This window comes from uncultured Methanobrevibacter sp. (genome assembly GCF_947169325.1).
Classification (GTDB): Archaea; Methanobacteriota; Methanobacteria; order Methanobacteriales; family Methanobacteriaceae; genus Methanocatella.
Map to the genome: position 1 here is coordinate 1 of NZ_CAMVPN010000045.1, position 20,450 is coordinate 20,450.

Genomic DNA, 20,450 nt, shown 5'->3' on the forward strand with positions numbered 1-20,450 from the left:
CAGACATAATAAGTAAAGATATTATGAAGTACGCTAAAAAATATAGACGAGTATACACTAAATTTGAAACAAATTAATTTGTAACTAATTCACCACATCTACAAAACCAACATCATACTTGAGAAAATTCAAGTACTCACTAATGTATAGCTACATGCGGAAAAGCAGTCATCATAGTCAACATTGTATAATACAATATAACTTAAACCATCGCCATAAAACACATAGCACATCTAATAGACAGATGAATTTTAGTAACAAAATCAATTAAAAAATATTGCAATTATCATTATAAATTTGAAAATCAAACATATATTTGAAATTATTAACAATTAAGATATTTCATGTGAAATTAGTTGAAAATAAAAAATATAACAAATGTTAAAAATAAAAATTTTTAAAATGCTAAATAAATTGAATAAGAAAAAATAATTAAGCCAAATTATTAAATAAAGAAACCTAATCAATTTTTCACTAAAAAATAAGATGAAAAAAAATAAGTAGTATATAAATGTAACTATATTAATTTAGTTAATCCAACTTTTTTCTAATTACTGAAATAATTCTGGTTAAACTTCTATGCATTTTAATTCCATATTGCTCAACTATTTCGAAGCCTACTTCATCTGCAATCGGCTGCAAATCCACATAGTGAGGACTGGCCATGCAAAGGTAAGCGTCATCCCTCATATTATCATAGATTGAAATGAAAAATTCCTTAAAAATTCCGTCACCTTCAATACCTCCTGTTGTGGTGGATTTCCCATAAGGAGGGTCGGTAACGACACTTGCTACCTTTTCATACATTTTAAGTTCACGAACATCAATGTTGAATGTCCTATAATCAGTAATTCCATAATGTTCCAAATTAATTGCAGCACCGTTTTTCATTTTCCAATAAATATCAGAACCTAAAACCTTACATCCAATCAAACCCGCTTCAATCAGTATTCCTCCGGTTCCGCAAAATGGATCAAGCAACAGCTGGCCTTCCTTAACCCTTGAAAGATTAACCATGCATCTTGCTAACTTCGGACTCATGGATCCAGGATGGAAGAATGGTCTTTTATGAGGTTTGGTTTCTTCAAAATGTTTTTTATTGAGTTTGATTCTTTCAATAGCCACATATAATTGATTTTCAAAAGCAGCAATTCTAATCAATGATTTCGGCTTTTTCAATTTTACCTTTATTCCATCACAGTTTTCCAAAATCAAGGATCCTATTTTTCTTTCGAATGCGACAGTATCAATTTGGGAATTGACCCTTTTTACGCGTACAGCAAAATTTTCATCAATGTATTCATGCCAATCTATTGAGGAAATATCCTTCTCCAGGGTTTCCACACTGGATTTCAAAATCATTTCATGGACTTCATGGGTATATCCCAACCGTTTTGTTAAAATTTTATAGTATTTGCAAAGGTTATCTTCGGAAATGTTTTTTAAAATTACCAATCCCTCGCAAACGACATCCATGTCTGCATGAATATCTTCACATTCAATTACCGCTTTAAGTTCGGCTTGAGGCAACAGAGGATGTTCCTGAGATTGTATGCATAGTAATTCCATTAAAACCCACCAAATAACTATCTTTTAAACTTATCAAAGTGTCTCCTTATAACCTTTTCACTTGAATCATCGGTTTCATCCACTTGATTTTGCTCATTTTGATAATTTTTGTCATCAATATCATTATTGTAATATTGTCTTTCATTATCCTGATAGTAATCCCTGTCATTGCGAGAATAATTGTCCCTTACTTCATTATAATAGCCATCATTGGAAAAGTCATTTGAAGAACCTTCATATATTATATTATCCCTGGAAGTGTTCATGACACGTTCAACATTATAATCCAGATCATCACCATACGGTTCATATTCATATTTGTTGATTCTGGATTCCTGAAAGCTGAACTCATCAGGATAATATTCATATTCCCTTCTTTGATAATCATTTCTTTCATGACCGATTGGTGTGATAGGTTCATACTCATCATAATACTCGTTGTTTTGAGTTTCGACATGTCTCGGATTATTCTGAGGTCTGTTGATGAAGTTCCTAGGAGGTTCCTGGAAGTTTCTGTATCCCAACATATTAGAAAAGATTATCTCCTCCACTTCGGAAGGGTTTGAAATGTTTTCAAGCTTTATCTGATTATTGTCATATGCACTGAAAGCTGAAAGGGTACCCACATTGAACATTCTTGCGAAAATGCTTTGGGAAGTATTGATATCCTGAATTGTTGAATATGGCATGTAATTCTTTTTGGTTGACAGCAATCCTGATTTGATAATGATTCTAGAGTCTGTTAATGTATACTCTATAGAAAACCACCTGAGAAGCTGCCAAATGATGTATAAAATAATTGCAAGAATTACAACGAAAAATGCAATTGCAGCATATCTTGTTAAAGGCAATTGAATTTGAGAAATCAAATAAACCTGCATCCTGCCGATGAATTGTATTGCCATCGGTGAAACGACGAAAGCAACAGCTAATAAAACAACACCATAAATAGCTTTTTTGCAGCCTAAAATCATATTCGGCTTTGTTTTATAAAGAACTCTTTCATTAGCTCTTTCATCATTTTTACTGAATAACATAATTATACTATTAGAAATAACTTTTAAATAAAGTTTTACAAAAAAAGTATTTAAAATAAGCCTCAGCTCGCCCATCATTCATCACATATCAGAGCTCATAGGGTTCATCATCGGCTTATTTTAGCAATCGTAATTATTGATTTATCCAAACATTACTCCTGCTTCTGTATTGAATATTTCTTCTTCTTTGGTTTTGCTCATGACCTTATCGATAGCATCCATGAAGTCATCGACAGTTATTTTGTCACGTTTGTCACGAATGGCGAACATACCTGCTTCGGTACATACCGCTTTTAAATCTGCACCAGAAAGACCGTCAGTCAAATCGGCAAGCAGTTCGATGTCTGCCTCTTCATCCAAGGACATCTTTTTGGTGTGGATTTTGAGAATCTCCTTTCTTCCGTCAATGTTAGGAAGCGGAACTTCAATGAATCTGTCAAAACGACCAGGACGCAATAATGCAGGATCCAAAATGTCCGGTCTGTTGGTAGCTCCAATGATACCGATGTCACCTCTTGATTCGAAACCGTCAAGCTCTGCGAGCAGCTGCATCAGTGTCCTTTGAACTTCCCTGTCACCACTGGTGGAACTTTTAAGCCTTTTGGCTGCAACTGCATCAAGCTCATCTATGAAAATAATGGCAGGTGCCTTTTCCTTTGCAAGCTCAAACACTTCACGAACTAACCTTGCACCTTCACCTATGTATTTTTTAACGAATTCTGATGCAACGATTTTAATGAATGTAGCATTGGTTTCGTTTGCAACAGCCTTTGCAAGCAAAGTCTTACCAGTTCCCGGAGGTCCGTATAACAATATTCCTTTAGGAGGTTCGATACCTACTTTTTCAAATAATTCAGGTTCAGTTAAAGGCAGTTCGACAGTCTCTTTAACTTCAATAATTTGCTCTTCCAGTCCACCGATTTGATCGTAGGTAATGTCTGGTTTTGTTTCAATTTCCATTCCTGAAACGTTTGCATCTTTTTCTGATGGTAGTACTTCAACTATACCAAAAGTCTGTTGATTGAGTGCCACTCTTGAACCTGGCACCAATAATTTTTCATCTAAGAATTTTGAGTAATTAACAAGAAAACTAGGCCCTGTGCTACTTTTTACAGTCATTCTGTTATCATCTAAAACTTCAGTGATAGTAGCCAATACTAAAGGAGGGGATCTAAATCTGTCAACTTCTGAACGTAAAGATTTAGTTTCTCTTTCTAATCTAATCTTTTCATTTTCAATTAGGACTTTATCCTTTTCTAATTTCCTAACTTTCCACATCAAGTTACTTTTAGCTTTGGTTTTTTCTTCTCTCAAATAATCGATTTCTTCCTGTAGCGATTCTACTTTTTCAATCAATTGTTCTTTTGAAGAATTTTCCAAATCATCGAAATCATTCATGTGAATCATCTCCAGTTAGTTTATTATAAATTTCACATACTAAGTTACTTTAATAACAATTTGTAATTTTAAAGTATTTAAAGGTATTCATTTTACATTATACTAACAAATATTAATAGTGAATTTAATATAATATAACTAAAGAAATATAGGAAACTGATTAAAATGGAATGCGAAATATGTGGTAAACCAGTCCCTGAACATAATCCAATAAGAGCAAAAATCGAAGGGTCAGTTATGGTTGTTTGTAAAGAATGTTCAAAACTAGGAACAATCCAAAAAGCACCACCAAAACCAAGATACGTGCAGCAAAAAAACAAACCACAGAAAAATACAAAGAACAGAAACTACACAAGAAGAGATGAACCTTCTGAAGAATTAATTGAAGATTTCAACAATGAAATCAGAAAAGCAAGAGAATCCAAAGGCTGGTCTCGAGAAGATTTGGGTCGCAAAATAAATGAACGTGTTTCAGTCATTACAAGAATTGAAACCGGAAAAATGACCCCGGATACAAAACTAACAAAAAAATTAGAAAAAGCACTGAATATTAAATTGCTTGAAAAAGTAAATAATGTTGATTTGAATCAATTCCTCAACAGTTCATCCGGCGAGAGAACTTTAGGAAGCGTGATGAAAATCAAAAGGAAATAGCTATTTAAGATAGCTATTTAATTTTTCATTTTTGACATGTCTGTTTTTTCCAATGATCTTATAATCAATCATCCCCTCGTTTGTAGCCTTTTGAGAATGATATCCTGAAAAATTATCTGCATCGTCCATCAGCTTTTCAAGTTTGGCATAACCTTCATATTCACTGCTGACAACCACAACATGAGCTGGCGGATGAATCTTTTTAACCTGCATAATGCTTAAAGTGGTGTCTTCCCTTACAAAAAATGCGGTTGCAACATTTGATTTTGTCTTAAGAGTGGAATTTAATATACTTTCAACCAAAGAATCAGCAAACTCGGCACTTATAACCTTCGGTCTTGTAACAAGATTCATGTTACCATGTCTTTCCATATCAACAATTGCACTGAGCACTTTTGAATTACTTTCTCCTCTAACTAAAATTAAAGCCATAATTATCACTTAAAAAAAAATAAAAAGGTGAAAAATCACCTGTTTTGGAAAGATTTCAATAATCTGCTTCTAAATACCACCAACAAAATTAAAATAATACCAACGGCAGTTTGAATGCTTCCCAAAATATTTAGAATGTTTCCATCAATCGGTAAATCCCAAGCTGGAGATGACCTATCACCAGGAAGGGCATTATAATAGACACCCACTGCTTTTGAACCTTGTTTTACATTGATATCTTTAGGTTCAACATGGTCAACACCCATTAAAAGACCATTATTGATAGCTCTATTAATAGAACCTGAAATGGCAGATGCGTCATAACCATATTTTGCAACTGATGCTTCAACAATCTCTTTTGTAGTTGCAGCTAAACCAGGCTTGTCACTTCCATAAACGGATACACTGACCGAATTCGGACTGACCGTCAATGCATTTCCCAATGCCTGATATGCATATACTGTTGAAAGGTCCCCATCACAGACAGGACATTTGTCGTAACGTTCGGAAGTAGGATATCCCACACTCCATCCGCAATTATCACAGACTTTTGAGTACTCCTCATCCATAGGATAACCGGATTCGTTCATGTCTTTAGGAGTAAACATGTCTCCAGTGGAGATTCCTGAAACAAGGTTCACACCACCCCCACCGTATTTTTCTCCAGAATCATTGGCAACTTCACCCATTGCCTCTGAAAGAATGGTGGTTGCTGGATAACCATCACGAATCATTTTTCCAATATTCATAGCAGTTTCTTTTCTTACAGACTCTGCAGTACCATACATTGGATTTCCATCAGTATTCCTCAAGTGAATAATAGCTCCTTTCTGACCTGGCTGCAAAGTTGCAACACCACTATTGTATGGAGTAACTTTGATGGTGTTTGAAAAATCGTCTACAGTAATGACATAAGCATCAAATGATCCGCCGATTGCCGCACCAATGTTAGGACCTCCAACAAGAAGACGAGCTCCCTTATAACTTGATGCAATGGATGCCGCTGATGCTGCAGAAGCATTATTTTCCAAATTCGCAACTGCATCAACAATAGAATCCAACCTTGTATCGGAACTACCTGTACCCCCTGAGAGTACTGCAAATTGATTATTTTTAGACATTAAAAATGTGGATTGGAACATGTTGTCTGCAAAAGACATACTTCCTGCCGCAGCTCCATTCGGATCCTGACCAGTAGGGTCTGTAATGATAATGATGTTACAGGTAGCTGCAACGCTACTCATAGACAATAAAAGTATCATGAAAAATATGATTGATGTCCTAAACTTATTCATATCCATTCACCCACTGCGAGTATCATTCTCCAATTCAACAGACGAAAAGTCTTCGATAACAGTAACTGTGACTACTCCAGTATTCTTATCTACCTGAACATCTGCAGCTGTAATCGGCATTACAGATGTACCTGGAACCGTCGATTGCGTTGCAAATTCCTGAGCCGTCTGAAGGGCATCCTGTAGGGAAACTTCTCTTTTGGATGTCTTCAATACATCCCCATAAATTACACTACCATCCCTAAAACCTGCTTGCATAACATTAGCTCTAATGGTATCAACCGGAACTATATCATTTCCTTTAACAATAATTCCAGAAATCGGGATACCGTCATTAATCTCATCAGAAGATGCAAAAGCCACATAAGTAATTAAACGACCACAAACAATCAACATAAATGCGAGTAATAAAATAATTAATGTGTCTCTTCTAATCTTTATAAACATGTTTATATCCTCATGTATCTATTCCAATTATAAGAATAAATTATACATTTATTATATTAAGTTAATATGATATTTAAATTTATATTATGTCACGTAAAAGTGACTCGGCAGGATCCATTCCCTGTGCGCCAATCAAAAGAATAATGTCTCTTTTATCTGCTTTCTTATAAGTTTCACTTAAGCAATCCTTCAGATTATCATAATGGATGAAATGAATGTCGTTTTCATTTAATGTGTTGAAGAACACGTCCTTTTCATTTTCTTCGACAAAATTCAAATCATTTACAACATCACAACTTGAAGATAAAATCAATTCTATGCTGTCATCCATGGATTCGACAAGGGCATCAACATTCAACTGATTTATTTCAACCCCTCTTGAGCCCCTAATAGCACATACGACATATAATGTCTGATTTTCCTGAAGCAATTTTTTGGTCTCTTCGATTGTTGCCCGGATTCCATCAGGATTGTGTGCAAAATCATCCAGTATTAAAGGTTCATCGTTTAATTTTGCAAAACGCCTATTCAAAGCTTTGTAAGATTTAACACCCTCTACAATGGATTCCATGTCCAAACCTAAAGAGATTGTAGCCCCTATGGCGGACAATATGTTTTGAATGAAATGACTGCTTGTAAATGGAAGTTCCTCATTTGACAAAATCATGTCACCATCGTAAATGATTCCATTGCCGTTATAATAGACTGCATTTTTCTGGGCCAGTTCAGACATTGAAATATAGAACGGATTTTTCGCATCCAATTTCATTACCAGCTCATCATCGTGATTGAGTATGCAAATGCCATCTCCAATAGCTTTGGGAACTGCTGAAATTTCCTTGAAGACATCATCAATGGAATTTACAAGTCCAATGTGGTCCATAGCGATGTTTGTAATCACGGCCACTTTAGGATTAGCCGCATCACTCATCAGTGCAGCATGATTTTCCATAAGGTTTCCCAACCATCCTTGAACCTCAGACACTTCAATTACAAGGTAATCCAGCGCACCGTTTTCAATGACCTCATCTGAAATCAATTTAGAAACCATAGGATCAATCAATGTGTTGAATTCAGATTCACTGTCAGTGTTTGTAAGCACATGAAAACCAGCAGCATTCAAAATATGATAAATTAAATGTGAAGTAGTTGATTTGCCGTTGGTTCCGGTAATTACAACATTAGTTGAATTTGGAGAGTACTTTTTTATAGTGTGTGATAGGGCATATGCATTTGCAAGCTCTATCCTATCGGTAACAATCAACGGGAAATTCAATTTTTCAGCCATCTCAATAGCGCCATCTTTTGGAGTTTGAGTGATGAGGCATGCAATATTCTTATTGAAAGCCATTTGGATTCCAGTATCGTTAATCCAATGCCTTATGACAATGTCTCCAGTGTGAGAGTCATTTAGAAAGGTAAATTTTCCTGTAAATCCATCTATCGAAAAAAAGTCATCGTTACCTATTAGTTTTCCATCTATAGAATTAGCCAAATCTTGAATATTCATTTAATCACTCCAAAAAATAAAAATTAGAATAAGTACATCTTAGCAAGAATTCCAATTATACATAATAGAACTGTAAATCCCCAATAGCTCAATACTATTCTTGTTTCAGACATACCGTAATGATTTAAAGTGTGATGCAGTGGTTCTACCGGCAGTTTAATGATATGTGCCCTGTGAAGAAGGCTTACAACAACTGAAATAATTGGAACACCCAATGCGAGAACTCCGAAGTAAGGCAAATCTGTTATGATTACTGCTGCCGCATATCCTGTACCCAGCACGAATGACCCGGTATCCCCCATAAATATTGAAGCTGGATGCTTGTTAAATACTAAAAATCCTAAACATAACCCTGTTAAAATCAAAAATGGAGGGATAATTGTTGCAGGTCCGAATAAGTAACCGTAAACGCAACATGCGATTGATGCAATTCCCACAATACCTGCTGCAAGACCATCCATACCATCGATTAGATTAACAGAGTTGATACATCCTAAGATTGCTATTATTACAACAGGAATGGCTAAAATGCCTAATTGAAAACCGCCTAAACTTACGCCAACACCGGTTAATCCTAAAAACAATCCTAATACAATTTGACAGATAATCTTTTCAAGTTCTTCAGGTTCTGTTTTGATTGGAACTTCACCTATGACTTCAACTTTGCCTTCTTTAAGTAAATCGTCAACTTCAGCTTTTGCTTTTGGAGTTGCAACACGCACCTCTTCGCCAGGCTCAACATCCAATCTCCCAAGAGCAATTACATCATCTGAAATATTCACAACGATTTTTTGAATTTCCTTTACTTTAAGACCTATCAAATCGTCAACCATACCTACAATTCCGCCTGCAAGCATGATGAAAGATAAAATTAGAATTGGAGTATTTTGGTAATATAAAGATATAATCAAACAAATTGTAAATAAGAATGCAATACCCCCCATTGTTGGAGTACCGCTCTTATGCCTATGTTCACTAACTATCGGATTATCAGCAATCCTTGCTTTAAGCAATATTCTTTTCACATACCAAGTAAAGAATATTGTAGCACATAATGTTATTAAAAAAAGAATTAACATATCTGTATTATTCATATTACCACACAATCAACATCTTAAACTATTAAGAATATCTATTGATAATAGTATATAATTATAACTTATAACACAGACATCATGTTAATTTTTCAACCAATTTATCAAGTTCTTCTTTTGAATCTGCTCTTGCAGTCACTCTCTGATATCCTGCAGGACCATGAACAACAAAGTCATTATGCTCAAAAGACTTTACAGGCTCATTTGGAGATGGACCTTCATAGTTTCCTATCGGAATTTCAGTGGAGTAGTAATATTGTAGTTTATCGCTGACATTGGCAAGTGAAAATTCTCCAATGGCCATGTTGACCAATTCACATAAAGAATTGACACCGCAAGTTGCGGTTGTTAAATATCTGGTGCCGTTAGGCCTTGTATTGACTTCGATTGCATATAGCTGATCATCTTTTTTTGAAAACATGAAATCCATTTCGAAAATTCCGTCTGAATCCAGATTTCGAGCGACCTTATATGCAGTGTGCTGAACCAAATTATTATCAAGCCCTTCAACCATGCACGGGCCGGTTTTGACCTTATTTAAAGGATGGGTTCCTTCCAAAGTTGTCTCTCCTTTATATATTGGAGGCAATGCAACATATTCACCGTTGAAGCCCAGCACTTCAATTGATATTTCAGAACCTTCAATGAATCTTTCACATAATGCCTGATTAAAATCATTGAAGTAATCCTGAACATCCTCAAAAGATTTAGCAACTTTAATGTCCTTTCCTCCTTGGCCTTCACCCTGTTTTAAAACGACAGGAAGGTCCAATGTGAGCTCTTCAGGACTTGTTATAATTTGATAATCAGGAGTAGCCACACCAATTTCTGTGTAAAATTCTTTTGTATTGATTTTATTGGATGTAAGCTCAACTGCCCTTACGCCAGCAGCAACAACAGGAATTCCGTATTCTTCTTCGATTTCTTCTTTCATGTAAGCCACATCAATCAGGGGAGGGTCTATTCCGATCAACGGCACGATGGCATCAACATTTTGCATTAATGCAACCTGTTTTGGACCATCCATTCCCCGAGGGACAATAAATACCTGATCTGGCAAATCCAAATTAATAGCTTCCTCATTTGATTCTGTAAGTACGCTTTCAATGCCTTTGCTTCTTACATACCAGTCAATGTCATCATATAATCTTGAACCAATAAATAAAATTTTCATAATATAATCTCATTAAAAATGTTTATAAAATCATTTGCCGCATTTTCAACCTTTTCGGTCGGCATGTCAGCATAATCCATGGATTCCGGCTCTATTCCAACAAATATTATTCTTAAATTGTCATTGCCTTTTTCTAAAAACCTTACAAAATATGACAATGACATTGAATGGGTGGAAATGCCGATATCAGCAAAATCATGTTTGTCTACGATTTTCATCTCTCCAGGCTCACAATCCATCAGACATGCATCAACGATGATTAAATGAGACGGATTTTCCTTTCGGATTTTGCCTGTGAAGTTTTCAGGAACTGTTTGAGCATCAATGAACAGTAATTTCTGACCGTCTTCCAAAGTGGTTTCTTTAAATTTTTTGATTATATATGGACCTACACCATCGTCGCATTTGAGCTCATTGCCAACGCCCAATACAATAAGTTTCTCATAGCCTTCTAAAAAGTCCCTTAATTGAGATTCAAAAGTCAAGTTATCACCTTAGAATATCAGTTTCAATACTCTCAATTCCATTTCCCATAATATATTTTAGTTTAACATTTATAAAATCATTTCTTTTTACCGACTGTTTTTCAAACGGAATTAATAATGGAGGATTCAACATAGGTGTCGGGCCGCAAACGATATTTTCATTAAGTTTTGTGAATGTTGTGATTTTTAAGCCGTTAATGTTGCCGTCACGTTTGGCTTTTATTGACAATGTGGCTTCAAATTCAGGATTGATTTCATCTAAAAAATCAATTTCACAATAGATGACTGGATCGGACATGACATCGTAATTCACATTCTCATCCCAATGGAGGTATTCCCTTTCCATGTCTACAAGTTCACAGGAGTTGATTATTCCCTTAGGTATTATCGTACCCGTATCCTTTAAGAATTGTTTTGCATGGTTTAATACCGGAACCTGTTCCTCATCGATTAATGCAGTATCCATCATTTCACATACGAGCAGGTCCGCCTTCTTTTCAAAATCACATTCCAAAACATCACTGTTTACCACATTGACATTGCTAAAATCTGCCAAGTTTTCCATTGCACAGTCACTTGCCTGTTTATTTACTTCAATTGCAATTACTTCATTGAAATGTGAACTTAAAAAATAAGATAAAATCCCACTGCCGCATCCCAAATCATAAGCTAATTCCGTATTACCTTCATACTCATTAATAGCTTCCAAAAATACGGCTAAACGAGAGGAATCGTTTAATAAATCAAAATGATATTTTGTTGTTTTGAATTTCATAAAAAAAGAAAAAAAAGAGTTTAATGATGGTGGTGTCCCTGGTCATGTGAGTGACCAGGTTCATTAAAGTCTTCTCCATTTGCGGTACTTGTAAGTTTTACGTGTTCAACACCTTTAAGCCTCATGATTCTTTCGGTCAAATCACGAATTTCTGCAATGTCCCCATTTACGACAACGATTTCCATGCAGTATTTGTCGGTCATGTGAATGTGCATGCTTGTATTGATTTCATTTCTGAAACTGTGTTGAATCTCAGCCAAATTTTCCATAACGCCAGTGTAGTGATGATCATAGATGATAGTGACAATTCCAATCCTTTGACCTTCCATGGAATTCATCCATTGATATCTTACGATATAATCTTGAAGAGCATCACGAATTCCCTTCGAACGTGACTGGTATCCTCTTTCTTTTAATACCTCATCAAAATCGGCGAGTAATTTTTTTGGTAATGACATACTTATTCTCATCATAAAAAAACACATCGAAATAATTAATATTAATTATTATTATTTTATTTAGGATATATAAATATTATGATTAAATTGAAAAATAATATTACTCAAAAACATAAAAATTTTAAAAAAAATATTATTCAACAAGAAGATAGTATTCCCCGTCGTCCTTGTCGATTGGTTTTAAAAGCCCTTTATTTTGAAGAGACAATATGATATGGTACATTCTAAAATTAGTGAGTTTCAAGTCCCCATACAACAAATGACCTTCAAGGGAGTATTTTGGAACAAGATTCCTTTCATCAACCAAATCCCTAATTAATTCATAGGATTCCTTTTCCTTCATGTTCAATTCCAGCTCTTTAAGGTCTTTTCTGGAATTAACTGTGTTGACTTCCTTTTCATGTTCGGACAAGTTCACCTTATTATCACTAAAAACAACCAAATTCTTCTCAGACAATTCTTCCAGAATATGAATCAAATCATACTCGTGGAATCCCAAATCCTTTCTCAAAACATTGACTGGAATGCCCTGCGGATATTCCATGTCAAAAATTTTAATCTGGTTTAAGACAACTTCCTCATTTTTAGTAATGGCTATCATATAATACCAATTATGAATTTAATATTACTTAATACTTATGATAACTGGAGCTCATTTTGCAGTGCTTTTGCTTCCTGCCTGTTTTTTTCAGCATTCTCTTCGGGAGTCAGATTGTAGGGCCTTGTGAAAAATAAATCAATGTCATCGACAACTTGGCAAATGGACATGTGAACCAGCTCTTTTAGAGCCAAACTCTTTTGAACACGGTTTAAATTTTCATCACCATAAATCCTGTCATGATCTGCTTTGTAATCCTGCCTTATCTTTGAAGGTTCCAGTTCGGCGTTGAGCTTATCTTCATCATATTCTTCAGTCAACATCAAAAAGCTGATCAATTCCTCTTTTTCTTCAGTGAAATCCACATCATCATTTTCAATGACATTATAGAAGTATAATGATACAGACTGGAAAATATCTCTTGATGCATTGCCACTGATTATGACTTCCTTAAATAGGTCAAATGATTTTGAAATATAATATTTACCGTTTTCCTCTTTTGTTTGGAAAACAAGCTCATTTTCAACATTTGCAACATATTGAATTATTACAATATCTTTTGCCTTTTGAAAAGTTTTAATATTAAATTTAGAGTTTTTTAATTTGTAATCAGAATTAATTTTTAAAGCATTTTCGACTTCTTCAATGTCTTCTTTTGAAATCTCCATAAAATCTTCGCTCATAATAACTTCCCCATATTTTGTATATAATTTACTTTTTAAGTATTTTATGTTAAAAAATTTTTATAAATCATGAAAATTATAATTAACACCATGGAAGCTGAAGACATATTAACCGACCTTAGAAAATTATCTCCTCAAAAAGAGATAACAACCACAGAGTTAATGGAGATACTTAAAGAATATGCTGCAATAATTTCAGTATACGATCTGATGTTGGCCAGCGCACACATGAGAAAAGACGGAGAGTATGTTCAAGCAAATTACAGGGAAAAATACCTGGAAATTTATATTAAATATTTCATAATGCGCATGAAGGAAGTTCTCGAAAATGACAGCTACAACAAAAAAACAATTGACAAAAAGGCATTTGATGAAAGCTTTCCAATGCTTGAGAGGACTTTTGAAAAGGAAAGAATCAGCGATGACGGCAAATTCCCATTGATTTATGTGATAACTTCATTATACACAACATTTATTCTGGAAGAACCAATTCATCCAGTTGGAAGCGAATTCCCAGGACATTTAAAAGTTGAAAAAAGAAATGGAGTGTTTTTATGTCCTGTAAAAGATAATCAAAAGGACAATGACGGTGCAGTATGCCATTTATGCATTGCCGAACAGACACCTGACATTTAGGAGAGAAAACATGAACATTTGTCTTTACGGATCCGGAAGCAGAAAAATAGATAATATTTACACCGATGCCGCCTACGAGCTAGGCCGTGAAATGGCTTTGAGAGGACATGCCCTGGTTTTTGGTGGCGGAGACACAGGAATGATGGGGGCCTGTGCAAAGGGAGTTCATGACAATGACGGAAAATCAATAGGAATTGCTCCCGAGTGGATTGGAGACTTTGAACCATTATGTGAGCGATGCAGTGAATTCATTTATGTCGACACCATGGACGAGAGAAAAAACGAGTTCGTTAAAAACTCCGAGGCATTCATAATAACTCCCGGAGGAATAGGTACCCTTGATGAATTCTTTGAGATAATCACCCTTAAAAAATTAAAACAACACGATAAAGAAATTATAGTGTTTAACATTGACGGATTTTATGACAAAATGTTTGAAATGATTGATGAAATGAGCGAAAAAGGATTTCTTTACAAGCAATGCGAAATCTTCAAGACAGCAAACAGCGTCGATGAAATTTTCAGGTATTTAGAGGGATTAGATGATTAGTGATGAGAAAGCTTTAGAGACTGCTAAAAAACTGGAAACAGCCGATATTGACATTAAAAAAACAATAGAAAAGGCTGTAACTGCTGGCTATCTTGGAGAAAAGCATTTCTACTGCACTGTTATCGAATATGGAGGAATGACCCATACAGTTCCGGAAGTGCTGGGCGACAGATACAAAACCCAAAAACTGGACAACACCTATTTCGACATCATTTCCAAAGCCCTTGACAGGGACGGCATATACATTTCACTTGCTTACTGCAATTCCAATTTAAACATTCCTGATGAGGATTGCGATGAAATTGAAGAATATGATGACTATGACCTTGAAGAGGACGAATATGAATATATGGTGCATTACTATCTGATTTCAGCAGATAAAGTTAAAAAATTTAACATTTATGCTGAGGAAGGCATATCCGGCCATAACCCGACTGAAGACATTGGAATCATGACAAACATTGTAAACGGAGAGTATCAGGCGTATTTTGCAATCAGATCAACTGACTTGTGCATGTCTAGTTTTAGAGTAATTCCTTTAAGCGATGAATATCCGAAAGAACATCCTTTGTCTTTTAAAAATCCGATTAACAAACTACTGATTGAAATGATTGACAGAGTTATTATTTACAAGAAAAATGACACGTAATTTTTACTTTTTTTTATAATATTTTTAAAAAAAAATGATATAACTTTACAAAATTAACAATAACATTTATTTTATTAAAAGTTAATAGTATTCTTATGGCAATATCAAAAAAATTTTCAATAATGATTTTGGATTATGACAACATACCAGTCATTAACAAAGTCCTCGTCGAATATGCAGATTCAACAAAGCAATCCTCATCCCATGAACTTTTTAAAATGGAACCAATAAACATATTTGATGTTGCTCTTGATTTGAGTTATTTTAAATTAAATGCTGAAGATGAAACCGGCTTAAATAATAAATTACAAGAGATTATTGATAAACTTATTGAAATGAATCTGGATTATACCATAATAGAGTGTGAAAATAAAAAGCTCCATACAAGTATCACCTCAGTAAGCGCTCTTGACATCAATTTTGATAACCTTAAAATCATACCTGAAGGCACTTATAAACAACTTGATGAAATAAAAAATACAAAAACCAAATTTGGATATTGCAAAGGATATAAACCCGCATTTCGTCTGGTCGAATCCAAAGAAATTGGAAATATTGAACTAAAACCTGAAACAGTATATTTATTATCCAATTCTCCTGAAAACCACAAAAAATTGAAAAAATATGTATCAGATTTCATCATGAAAATTAATCATGACTTCATTATAGAATTCAGGGATTTCATTTAAAATGTTGTTTGATTATCTAATCAAGAGCCATGATATTCTGTTAGGAAATTTCCAACACATTAATTTAAGCAAAGCTAACATTAACAACAGCAAAATGCCCTTGAAATACTACTTTTGAAAATACTTTGATATATATCGCCCGTTAAAACAAGATTGATTTTAAAAAGGCCCACTGTTAATGTCAAATCAGACACAAATCAAATAATCCCCTATCTTAAATTACACAATCATCAACCTACTATTAAATTGAATAAATATTTCATTAAAATATGTCTAATTAATTTATTGTTGATTTTCCTAATATCCACATTAACGATAATAATATCTCTTAGAAAAAATACTTTGTCCCACCTTGCAAAGATACATCCAAAAGTACAAAAATGATTATTTTAGCAAAACCTTACTGTTGAAAATTACTCCCCACGTTTAAGTGATTCGACCATGTCCAACTTTTTAATCTTGCGTGAAAACATCAAGTTCACAATTATCGATAAAGAAAATGTTATGATAGCTGTGACTACAAAGTTTGTGGCAGATATATACGGCAATACATAATAAGAATCCCCAACTGATGCCCACATTACTTTTAAGATGTAATCTCCTAAAGGAAGACCCAATAAAAACCCAATTGTTGTAAACCATAAGTTTTGTGTCAGCAGCAGCTTTCGCAAATCGCTAGTTTTAAATCCTAAAACCTTTAATGTTGCGATGTCCTGTTCTATTTCTACGAATGACAGCAGTCCCAAATTATAAAGTACAATCATTGAGAGAAGAGATGCAAATACTACTAAGCAATATATTAATATCCATGCTGCAAGTGTAATGCCATACCAACTTCCAGTCCTGGAATCCGCCGTATTGAAAGACTTAATCCCAGAATAATTCTTATCAACATGCTCGTTTGTAACGATACTTGTTGTAGTGTAATTCAAATCCAAATCATGTAATTTTTCTTTTGATATTATAATTCCTTGAGAATTAGGATCTGCATGAATCATGGTGATTTTCGTTTCAACCCATTTATTTGAATCCATGCTATGCCATTTTACGGTATCCCCAACATTAACGCCCAACAAATCCGCCATTTTTTGTGATATTGAGACATCATCATTGCCAATTTCAATTTCGTTCCTATCCGAATCTGTTGTACCTATCAAATCAGTTCCATCCAAAACCAAAAGCACCCCTGTCTTTTTAGCAATCTGCGATTCAATTTCAATTACGCTTTTCATAACCCTATCGCCATTAACCTCATTGACAACATCATCAATTACAGAAGAATCTGCTTTATCATCAACAATCAATTCAGAATCATAATTGTCAATTTGACCAAATTCCCATTCGGATATGTCATTCATTGAATCATTCAGGCCAAATGCACACACTAAAAGTATAGTGCACCCCATTACACCAATTACCGTCATTAATGCTCTGAAATTATTCCGTTTAGCATCACGATAATTCCAACGTACGTTAAATGAAAATCTGCTCCAAATCCTTGATTTTTCTACAAATCCAGATGTGGATACTTTTAACACTTTAGGCTTAATGGACTCAGCAGGATTTTCATCGGAAATGCTTTTAGCAGAATAAAATGAAACCGCCAAAGACATCAACACCATTAAAATTACAACATAAATAAAATTAATGCCCCAAACCGGTTCCCATGAAGGCAATATAAACATTGAATCCATCACTGAATACAACAACTTGGGCACAATCGTTGGTCCCAAAATTAATCCCAAAACAGAACCTATTAAAACCATCCAAAAACCATAAGACAAATAATGCATAACAATTGTGCGATTTTTAAATCCTATAGCTTTCAAAACCCCAATTTGAGTTCTTTGATGAGTTATAATCCTTGTCATAGTAGTTAAAAGAATAAGCATTGAAACTAAAATGAATACAACCGGAAACACATCCGCCATCATTTTGTGCAGGCTGATCTGGTCTGAAAACTGACTTACACTTGAATGCTCTGATTTCTCAAGAAATGTAACGTAATACCCATCCAACCGATAATCCAGTAACTCCTTGTAAATCTCAGGTTCCCCATCAAACTTGACATTCAAAACATTATACGGTACAGTGTCACTTGGAAATGCCTTATAAGAGAGATATGCAAATCCTATTTTGTTAAAATCAGGAATTACCGAATATGTAGATGCATGATATACATATTCCGGAGAGCATCCAATACCCTTAATCTCTTTTTCGATTTCATAATCTTCAAACTCAAATGAGATATTGTCTCCAACTTTTAAGCCCTTGGCATCAGCAAAATTTTTATCCAACCATACTCCATTCGAATCATTAATGTCCAATGGTTGGCCATCCATTAAATAAAATTTCGACAGAGTATTATTTTCTACAAAATGCAGCCTAACGTCGGGCTTGTTTTCGAAGTCGGCAGTCGAGTCAATTACAACTTGCCTTTCCATTTGTGTGGTTGCACCTAATAGTTTAACCTGCTCCAAAAACAAATCATTAAGGTAAGGTGAATAAATCCACCCATCAGCCAAATTGGTATCTTCATAAAACTGATTGACATTGACTTCAAGGCCAAGTGCCTCTCCACCTACGCCCGTAAAAACAAAAACTCCCAAAAAAGCCATTAGAAAAATAGATAGAAATTGTGTTTTATGCTTTTTGATGTCTCTTAACATCTTTTTAGTTAGCATATACTCACCATTCTAAATCAGTGACCTTTTTTGGATTATCATTAATAACAATACTTTCTATTTGACCGTTTTTGATTCTTATTACCTTATCGGCAGCTTCTGCAAGTATTGCGTTGTGAGTTACAATTACCACAGTAGTGTTTTGATTGTTGCTCATATCCTGAAGCAAATTTAAAATTAGCACACCTGTTTTTGAGTCAAGTGCTCCTGTCGGCTCATCACATAAAAGCATGGTCGGCTTTTTAGCTACAGCTCTTGCTATTGATACCCTTTGCTGTTCTCCACCAGACAACTGTGCAGGAAATTGGTTTGCATGTTCTTTAAGCCCGACTGAGTTCAAAACTTCCAGTCCGTCAATGTCAACATCCACAATGTCCTTCATCAATTCAACGTTTTCCAGTGCGGTCAAATTTGGAATCAGGTTGTAAAACTGAAATATGAATCCAACATTCTTTGCACGGTATTCAGTCAGCTGATTGTCATTGAAACTTTCCACATTTTGACTGTTTACAATGATTTGACCAGAAGTAACAGAATCCAATCCTCCCAAGAGGTTTAGAAGTGTTGATTTGCCGGCGCCTGAAGGCCCAAGAATTACAACAAATTCTCCTTCGTCAATCGTAAAATTAACATCATCCATAGCTTTTAAGATTTGATCTCCAGATTTGTATTCCTTTACCACATTTATAAATTCAATAATTGTACTCATTATAATCTATTCTTTATTTAATTATACTTATAATTTTATTTTAAAAAATGAACGTGATGGAAAAAAATAAAAAATAAAAAAAAGGTTTTGAGTTTAAAACTCAAAACATGAACTAACTAATAAAATACAAATTTATTTTTTAACTGTGATTTTGTTTGATAAGGTCAAACCAGCGTAAGTTGTTTTAATTGTGTATTTGCCAACTTTTAAGTTTTTAGCTAATTTAAAAGTAGCAATTCCTTTGCTGTTTGTTTTAACTTTGTAGGTTTTACCTTTGAATTTAATTTTTACAGTTTGTTTTGCGAAAGCTTTCCCTTTACTGTTTAAAAGTTTTACAGTGAATTTGCCTGCTTTTTTGTATTTTTTAGATACGTTTTTGGTGATTATAGATTTTTTAACTGTAATCTTGTTTTTAACTAATGTTTGGCCATATTCTGATGTGATGTAATGTGTTCCTGGTTTTAAGTTTTTAAGAGTTACTGATGCGACACCATCGCTTCCGATACTGCCCACATACTCTTTATTATCAACAGTGAAAATGACTTTTCCTTTGGTTAAAGGTGTATCACCATTTTTGACAGTGACTTTGAATCCTGTATTTTGAGTGTAGTATTTGGTTAAATCTGCACTGGTTATGGAATCTTTAGGAGTTTCACCACCAATTAAATCTTTTATTATTTTAGAAACATTGAAATCAGTGATATTACTAATTACAGTACCGTTTAACAAGTTAGAAATCCAATCAGGAATCTTAATACCAGTAGCATTCAACAAACCAGACAAATCAAATCCAGTACCATTAAACAAATCAGAAACCCAATCAGGAACTTCAATACCAGTAGCATTCAACAAACCAGACAAATCAAACTCAGTACCATTAAACAAATCAGAAACCCAATCAGGAACTTCAATACCAGTAGCATT

At 34.4% G+C, this 20,450-nt stretch carries 22 protein-coding genes; 5 read left to right on the plus strand and 17 right to left on the minus strand.

Annotation, left to right across the window (positions count from 1 at the left end; translation table 11 throughout):
- Nucleotides 1–531: 531 nt before the first annotated feature.
- The 3 genes from Q0W26_RS07300 to Q0W26_RS07310 form a co-directional block, all read right to left on the minus strand.
- Nucleotides 532–1,569 carry a TIGR01177 family methyltransferase gene (locus Q0W26_RS07300; protein ID WP_298523629.1) on the minus strand — a complete coding sequence of 346 codons (1,038 nt, stop codon included), beginning with the start codon at nucleotides 1,567–1,569 and terminating at the stop codon, nucleotides 532–534.
- Between the two features lie 17 nt (nucleotides 1,570–1,586).
- Complete coding sequence (locus tag Q0W26_RS07305) at nucleotides 1,587–2,606, minus strand: PH domain-containing protein (protein WP_298523630.1); 1,020 nt, start codon at nucleotides 2,604–2,606, stop codon at nucleotides 1,587–1,589.
- A 141-nt stretch (nucleotides 2,607–2,747) separates the two neighbouring features.
- The gene (locus Q0W26_RS07310; RefSeq protein ID WP_298523650.1) at nucleotides 2,748–3,986 is read right to left on the minus strand and encodes a proteasome-activating nucleotidase; all 1,239 of its coding nucleotides are present in this window, start codon (nucleotides 3,984–3,986) and stop codon (nucleotides 2,748–2,750) included.
- Between the two features lie 183 nt (nucleotides 3,987–4,169).
- Here Q0W26_RS07310 and Q0W26_RS07315 point away from each other — a divergent pair, with 183 nt between their 5' ends.
- A complete protein-coding gene (locus Q0W26_RS07315) occupies nucleotides 4,170–4,658 on the plus strand; it encodes a multiprotein bridging factor aMBF1 (RefSeq protein WP_298523631.1) in 489 nt (162 codons plus the stop codon).
- On the opposite strand, the gene Q0W26_RS07320 is transcribed toward Q0W26_RS07315, so the two are convergent.
- The 11 genes from Q0W26_RS07320 to Q0W26_RS07370 form a co-directional block, all read right to left on the minus strand.
- Nucleotides 4,659–5,090 carry a DUF356 domain-containing protein gene (locus Q0W26_RS07320; protein ID WP_298523632.1) on the minus strand — a complete coding sequence of 144 codons (432 nt, stop codon included), beginning with the start codon at nucleotides 5,088–5,090 and terminating at the stop codon, nucleotides 4,659–4,661.
- 35 nt (nucleotides 5,091–5,125) lie between these two features.
- Complete coding sequence (locus Q0W26_RS07325; RefSeq protein WP_298523633.1) at nucleotides 5,126–6,385, minus strand: hypothetical protein; 1,260 nt, start codon at nucleotides 6,383–6,385, stop codon at nucleotides 5,126–5,128.
- 6 nt (nucleotides 6,386–6,391) lie between these two features.
- Nucleotides 6,392–6,832, minus strand: coding sequence for a hypothetical protein (locus Q0W26_RS07330; RefSeq protein WP_298523634.1), 441 nt, complete (start codon nucleotides 6,830–6,832; stop codon nucleotides 6,392–6,394).
- A 79-nt stretch (nucleotides 6,833–6,911) separates the two neighbouring features.
- Entirely contained in the window at nucleotides 6,912–8,342 is a 1,431-nt protein-coding gene (locus tag Q0W26_RS07335; RefSeq protein WP_298523635.1) for a Mur ligase family protein, read from the minus strand.
- A 23-nt stretch (nucleotides 8,343–8,365) separates the two neighbouring features.
- A complete protein-coding gene (locus tag Q0W26_RS07340; protein WP_298523636.1) occupies nucleotides 8,366–9,448 on the minus strand; it encodes a glycosyltransferase family 4 protein in 1,083 nt (360 codons plus the stop codon).
- Nucleotides 9,449–9,515: 67 nt separating this feature from the next.
- Nucleotides 9,516–10,610 (minus strand): acetyl-CoA carboxylase biotin carboxylase subunit family protein, encoded by a 1,095-nt coding sequence (locus Q0W26_RS07345; RefSeq protein WP_298523637.1) that lies wholly within the window; start codon nucleotides 10,608–10,610, stop codon nucleotides 9,516–9,518.
- A complete protein-coding gene (gene hycI / locus Q0W26_RS07350; RefSeq protein ID WP_298523638.1) occupies nucleotides 10,607–11,095 on the minus strand; it encodes a hydrogenase maturation peptidase HycI in 489 nt (162 codons plus the stop codon). Before hycI ends, Q0W26_RS07345 begins: the two co-directional genes overlap by 4 nt.
- Before the next feature lie 4 nt (nucleotides 11,096–11,099).
- Nucleotides 11,100–11,870: a methyltransferase domain-containing protein gene (locus Q0W26_RS07355; RefSeq protein ID WP_298523639.1), complete on the minus strand. Its 771-nt coding sequence runs from the start codon at nucleotides 11,868–11,870 to the stop codon at nucleotides 11,100–11,102.
- Between the two features lie 20 nt (nucleotides 11,871–11,890).
- Complete coding sequence (gene nikR / locus Q0W26_RS07360) at nucleotides 11,891–12,343, minus strand: nickel-responsive transcriptional regulator NikR (protein WP_298523640.1); 453 nt, start codon at nucleotides 12,341–12,343, stop codon at nucleotides 11,891–11,893.
- A gap of 118 nt (nucleotides 12,344–12,461) precedes the next feature.
- Nucleotides 12,462–12,929 carry a hypothetical protein gene (locus Q0W26_RS07365; RefSeq protein WP_298523641.1) on the minus strand — a complete coding sequence of 156 codons (468 nt, stop codon included), beginning with the start codon at nucleotides 12,927–12,929 and terminating at the stop codon, nucleotides 12,462–12,464.
- Between the two features lie 35 nt (nucleotides 12,930–12,964).
- Nucleotides 12,965–13,609, minus strand: coding sequence for a hypothetical protein (locus Q0W26_RS07370; RefSeq protein WP_298523642.1), 645 nt, complete (start codon nucleotides 13,607–13,609; stop codon nucleotides 12,965–12,967).
- Nucleotides 13,610–13,678: 69 nt separating this feature from the next.
- Between Q0W26_RS07370 and Q0W26_RS07375 the strand changes: the two genes are divergently transcribed.
- From Q0W26_RS07375 to Q0W26_RS07390, 4 genes are all read left to right on the plus strand, one after another.
- Entirely contained in the window at nucleotides 13,679–14,245 is a 567-nt protein-coding gene (locus tag Q0W26_RS07375; RefSeq protein WP_298523643.1) for a DUF2115 domain-containing protein, read from the plus strand.
- 10 nt (nucleotides 14,246–14,255) lie between these two features.
- Complete coding sequence (locus Q0W26_RS07380; protein ID WP_298523644.1) at nucleotides 14,256–14,795, plus strand: TIGR00730 family Rossman fold protein; 540 nt, start codon at nucleotides 14,256–14,258, stop codon at nucleotides 14,793–14,795.
- Nucleotides 14,788–15,444, plus strand: coding sequence for a hypothetical protein (locus tag Q0W26_RS07385; protein ID WP_298523645.1), 657 nt, complete (start codon nucleotides 14,788–14,790; stop codon nucleotides 15,442–15,444). Before Q0W26_RS07380 ends, Q0W26_RS07385 begins: the two co-directional genes overlap by 8 nt.
- 95 nt (nucleotides 15,445–15,539) lie before the next feature.
- Nucleotides 15,540–16,133 (plus strand): hypothetical protein, encoded by a 594-nt coding sequence (locus Q0W26_RS07390; protein ID WP_298523646.1) that lies wholly within the window; start codon nucleotides 15,540–15,542, stop codon nucleotides 16,131–16,133.
- Nucleotides 16,134–16,546: 413 nt separating this feature from the next.
- On the opposite strand, the gene Q0W26_RS07395 is transcribed toward Q0W26_RS07390, so the two are convergent.
- The 3 genes from Q0W26_RS07395 to Q0W26_RS07405 all read right to left on the minus strand — a co-directional run.
- Nucleotides 16,547–18,817 carry an ABC transporter permease gene (locus Q0W26_RS07395; RefSeq protein ID WP_298523647.1) on the minus strand — a complete coding sequence of 757 codons (2,271 nt, stop codon included), beginning with the start codon at nucleotides 18,815–18,817 and terminating at the stop codon, nucleotides 16,547–16,549.
- A gap of 4 nt (nucleotides 18,818–18,821) precedes the next feature.
- Nucleotides 18,822–19,526, minus strand: coding sequence for an ABC transporter ATP-binding protein (locus tag Q0W26_RS07400; RefSeq protein WP_298523648.1), 705 nt, complete (start codon nucleotides 19,524–19,526; stop codon nucleotides 18,822–18,824).
- A gap of 132 nt (nucleotides 19,527–19,658) precedes the next feature.
- Nucleotides 19,659–20,450 (minus strand): Ig-like domain-containing protein (locus Q0W26_RS07405; RefSeq protein WP_298523649.1); only part of this gene is annotated, 792 nt, incomplete at its 5' end.

Excerpts from the sequence above, each read along its gene's own strand:
- nikR (WP_298523640.1), bottom strand. The coding sequence starts at position 12,343 with ATGATGAGAATAAGTATGTCATTACCAAAAAAATTACTCGCCGATTTT.
- Q0W26_RS07385 (WP_298523645.1), top strand. The coding sequence starts at position 14,788 with ATGATTAGTGATGAGAAAGCTTTAGAGACTGCTAAAAAACTGGAAACA.
- Q0W26_RS07300 (WP_298523629.1), bottom strand. The coding sequence starts at position 1,569 with ATGGAATTACTATGCATACAATCTCAGGAACATCCTCTGTTGCCTCAA.
- Q0W26_RS07375 (WP_298523643.1), top strand. The coding sequence starts at position 13,679 with ATGAAAATTATAATTAACACCATGGAAGCTGAAGACATATTAACCGAC.
- Q0W26_RS07355 (WP_298523639.1), bottom strand. The coding sequence starts at position 11,870 with ATGAAATTCAAAACAACAAAATATCATTTTGATTTATTAAACGATTCC.
- Q0W26_RS07390 (WP_298523646.1), top strand. The coding sequence starts at position 15,540 with ATGGCAATATCAAAAAAATTTTCAATAATGATTTTGGATTATGACAAC.
- Q0W26_RS07380 (WP_298523644.1), top strand. The coding sequence starts at position 14,256 with ATGAACATTTGTCTTTACGGATCCGGAAGCAGAAAAATAGATAATATT.
- Q0W26_RS07395 (WP_298523647.1), bottom strand. The coding sequence starts at position 18,817 with ATGCTAACTAAAAAGATGTTAAGAGACATCAAAAAGCATAAAACACAA.
- Q0W26_RS07400 (WP_298523648.1), bottom strand. The coding sequence starts at position 19,526 with ATGAGTACAATTATTGAATTTATAAATGTGGTAAAGGAATACAAATCT.
- Q0W26_RS07335 (WP_298523635.1), bottom strand. The coding sequence starts at position 8,342 with ATGAATATTCAAGATTTGGCTAATTCTATAGATGGAAAACTAATAGGT.
- Q0W26_RS07305 (WP_298523630.1), bottom strand. The coding sequence starts at position 2,606 with ATGTTATTCAGTAAAAATGATGAAAGAGCTAATGAAAGAGTTCTTTAT.
- Q0W26_RS07345 (WP_298523637.1), bottom strand. The coding sequence starts at position 10,610 with ATGAAAATTTTATTTATTGGTTCAAGATTATATGATGACATTGACTGG.
- Q0W26_RS07325 (WP_298523633.1), bottom strand. The coding sequence starts at position 6,385 with ATGAATAAGTTTAGGACATCAATCATATTTTTCATGATACTTTTATTG.
- Q0W26_RS07370 (WP_298523642.1), bottom strand. The coding sequence starts at position 13,609 with ATGAGCGAAGATTTTATGGAGATTTCAAAAGAAGACATTGAAGAAGTC.
- Q0W26_RS07365 (WP_298523641.1), bottom strand. The coding sequence starts at position 12,929 with ATGATAGCCATTACTAAAAATGAGGAAGTTGTCTTAAACCAGATTAAA.
- Q0W26_RS07315 (WP_298523631.1), top strand. The coding sequence starts at position 4,170 with ATGGAATGCGAAATATGTGGTAAACCAGTCCCTGAACATAATCCAATA.
- Q0W26_RS07330 (WP_298523634.1), bottom strand. The coding sequence starts at position 6,832 with ATGTTTATAAAGATTAGAAGAGACACATTAATTATTTTATTACTCGCA.
- Q0W26_RS07320 (WP_298523632.1), bottom strand. The coding sequence starts at position 5,090 with ATGGCTTTAATTTTAGTTAGAGGAGAAAGTAATTCAAAAGTGCTCAGT.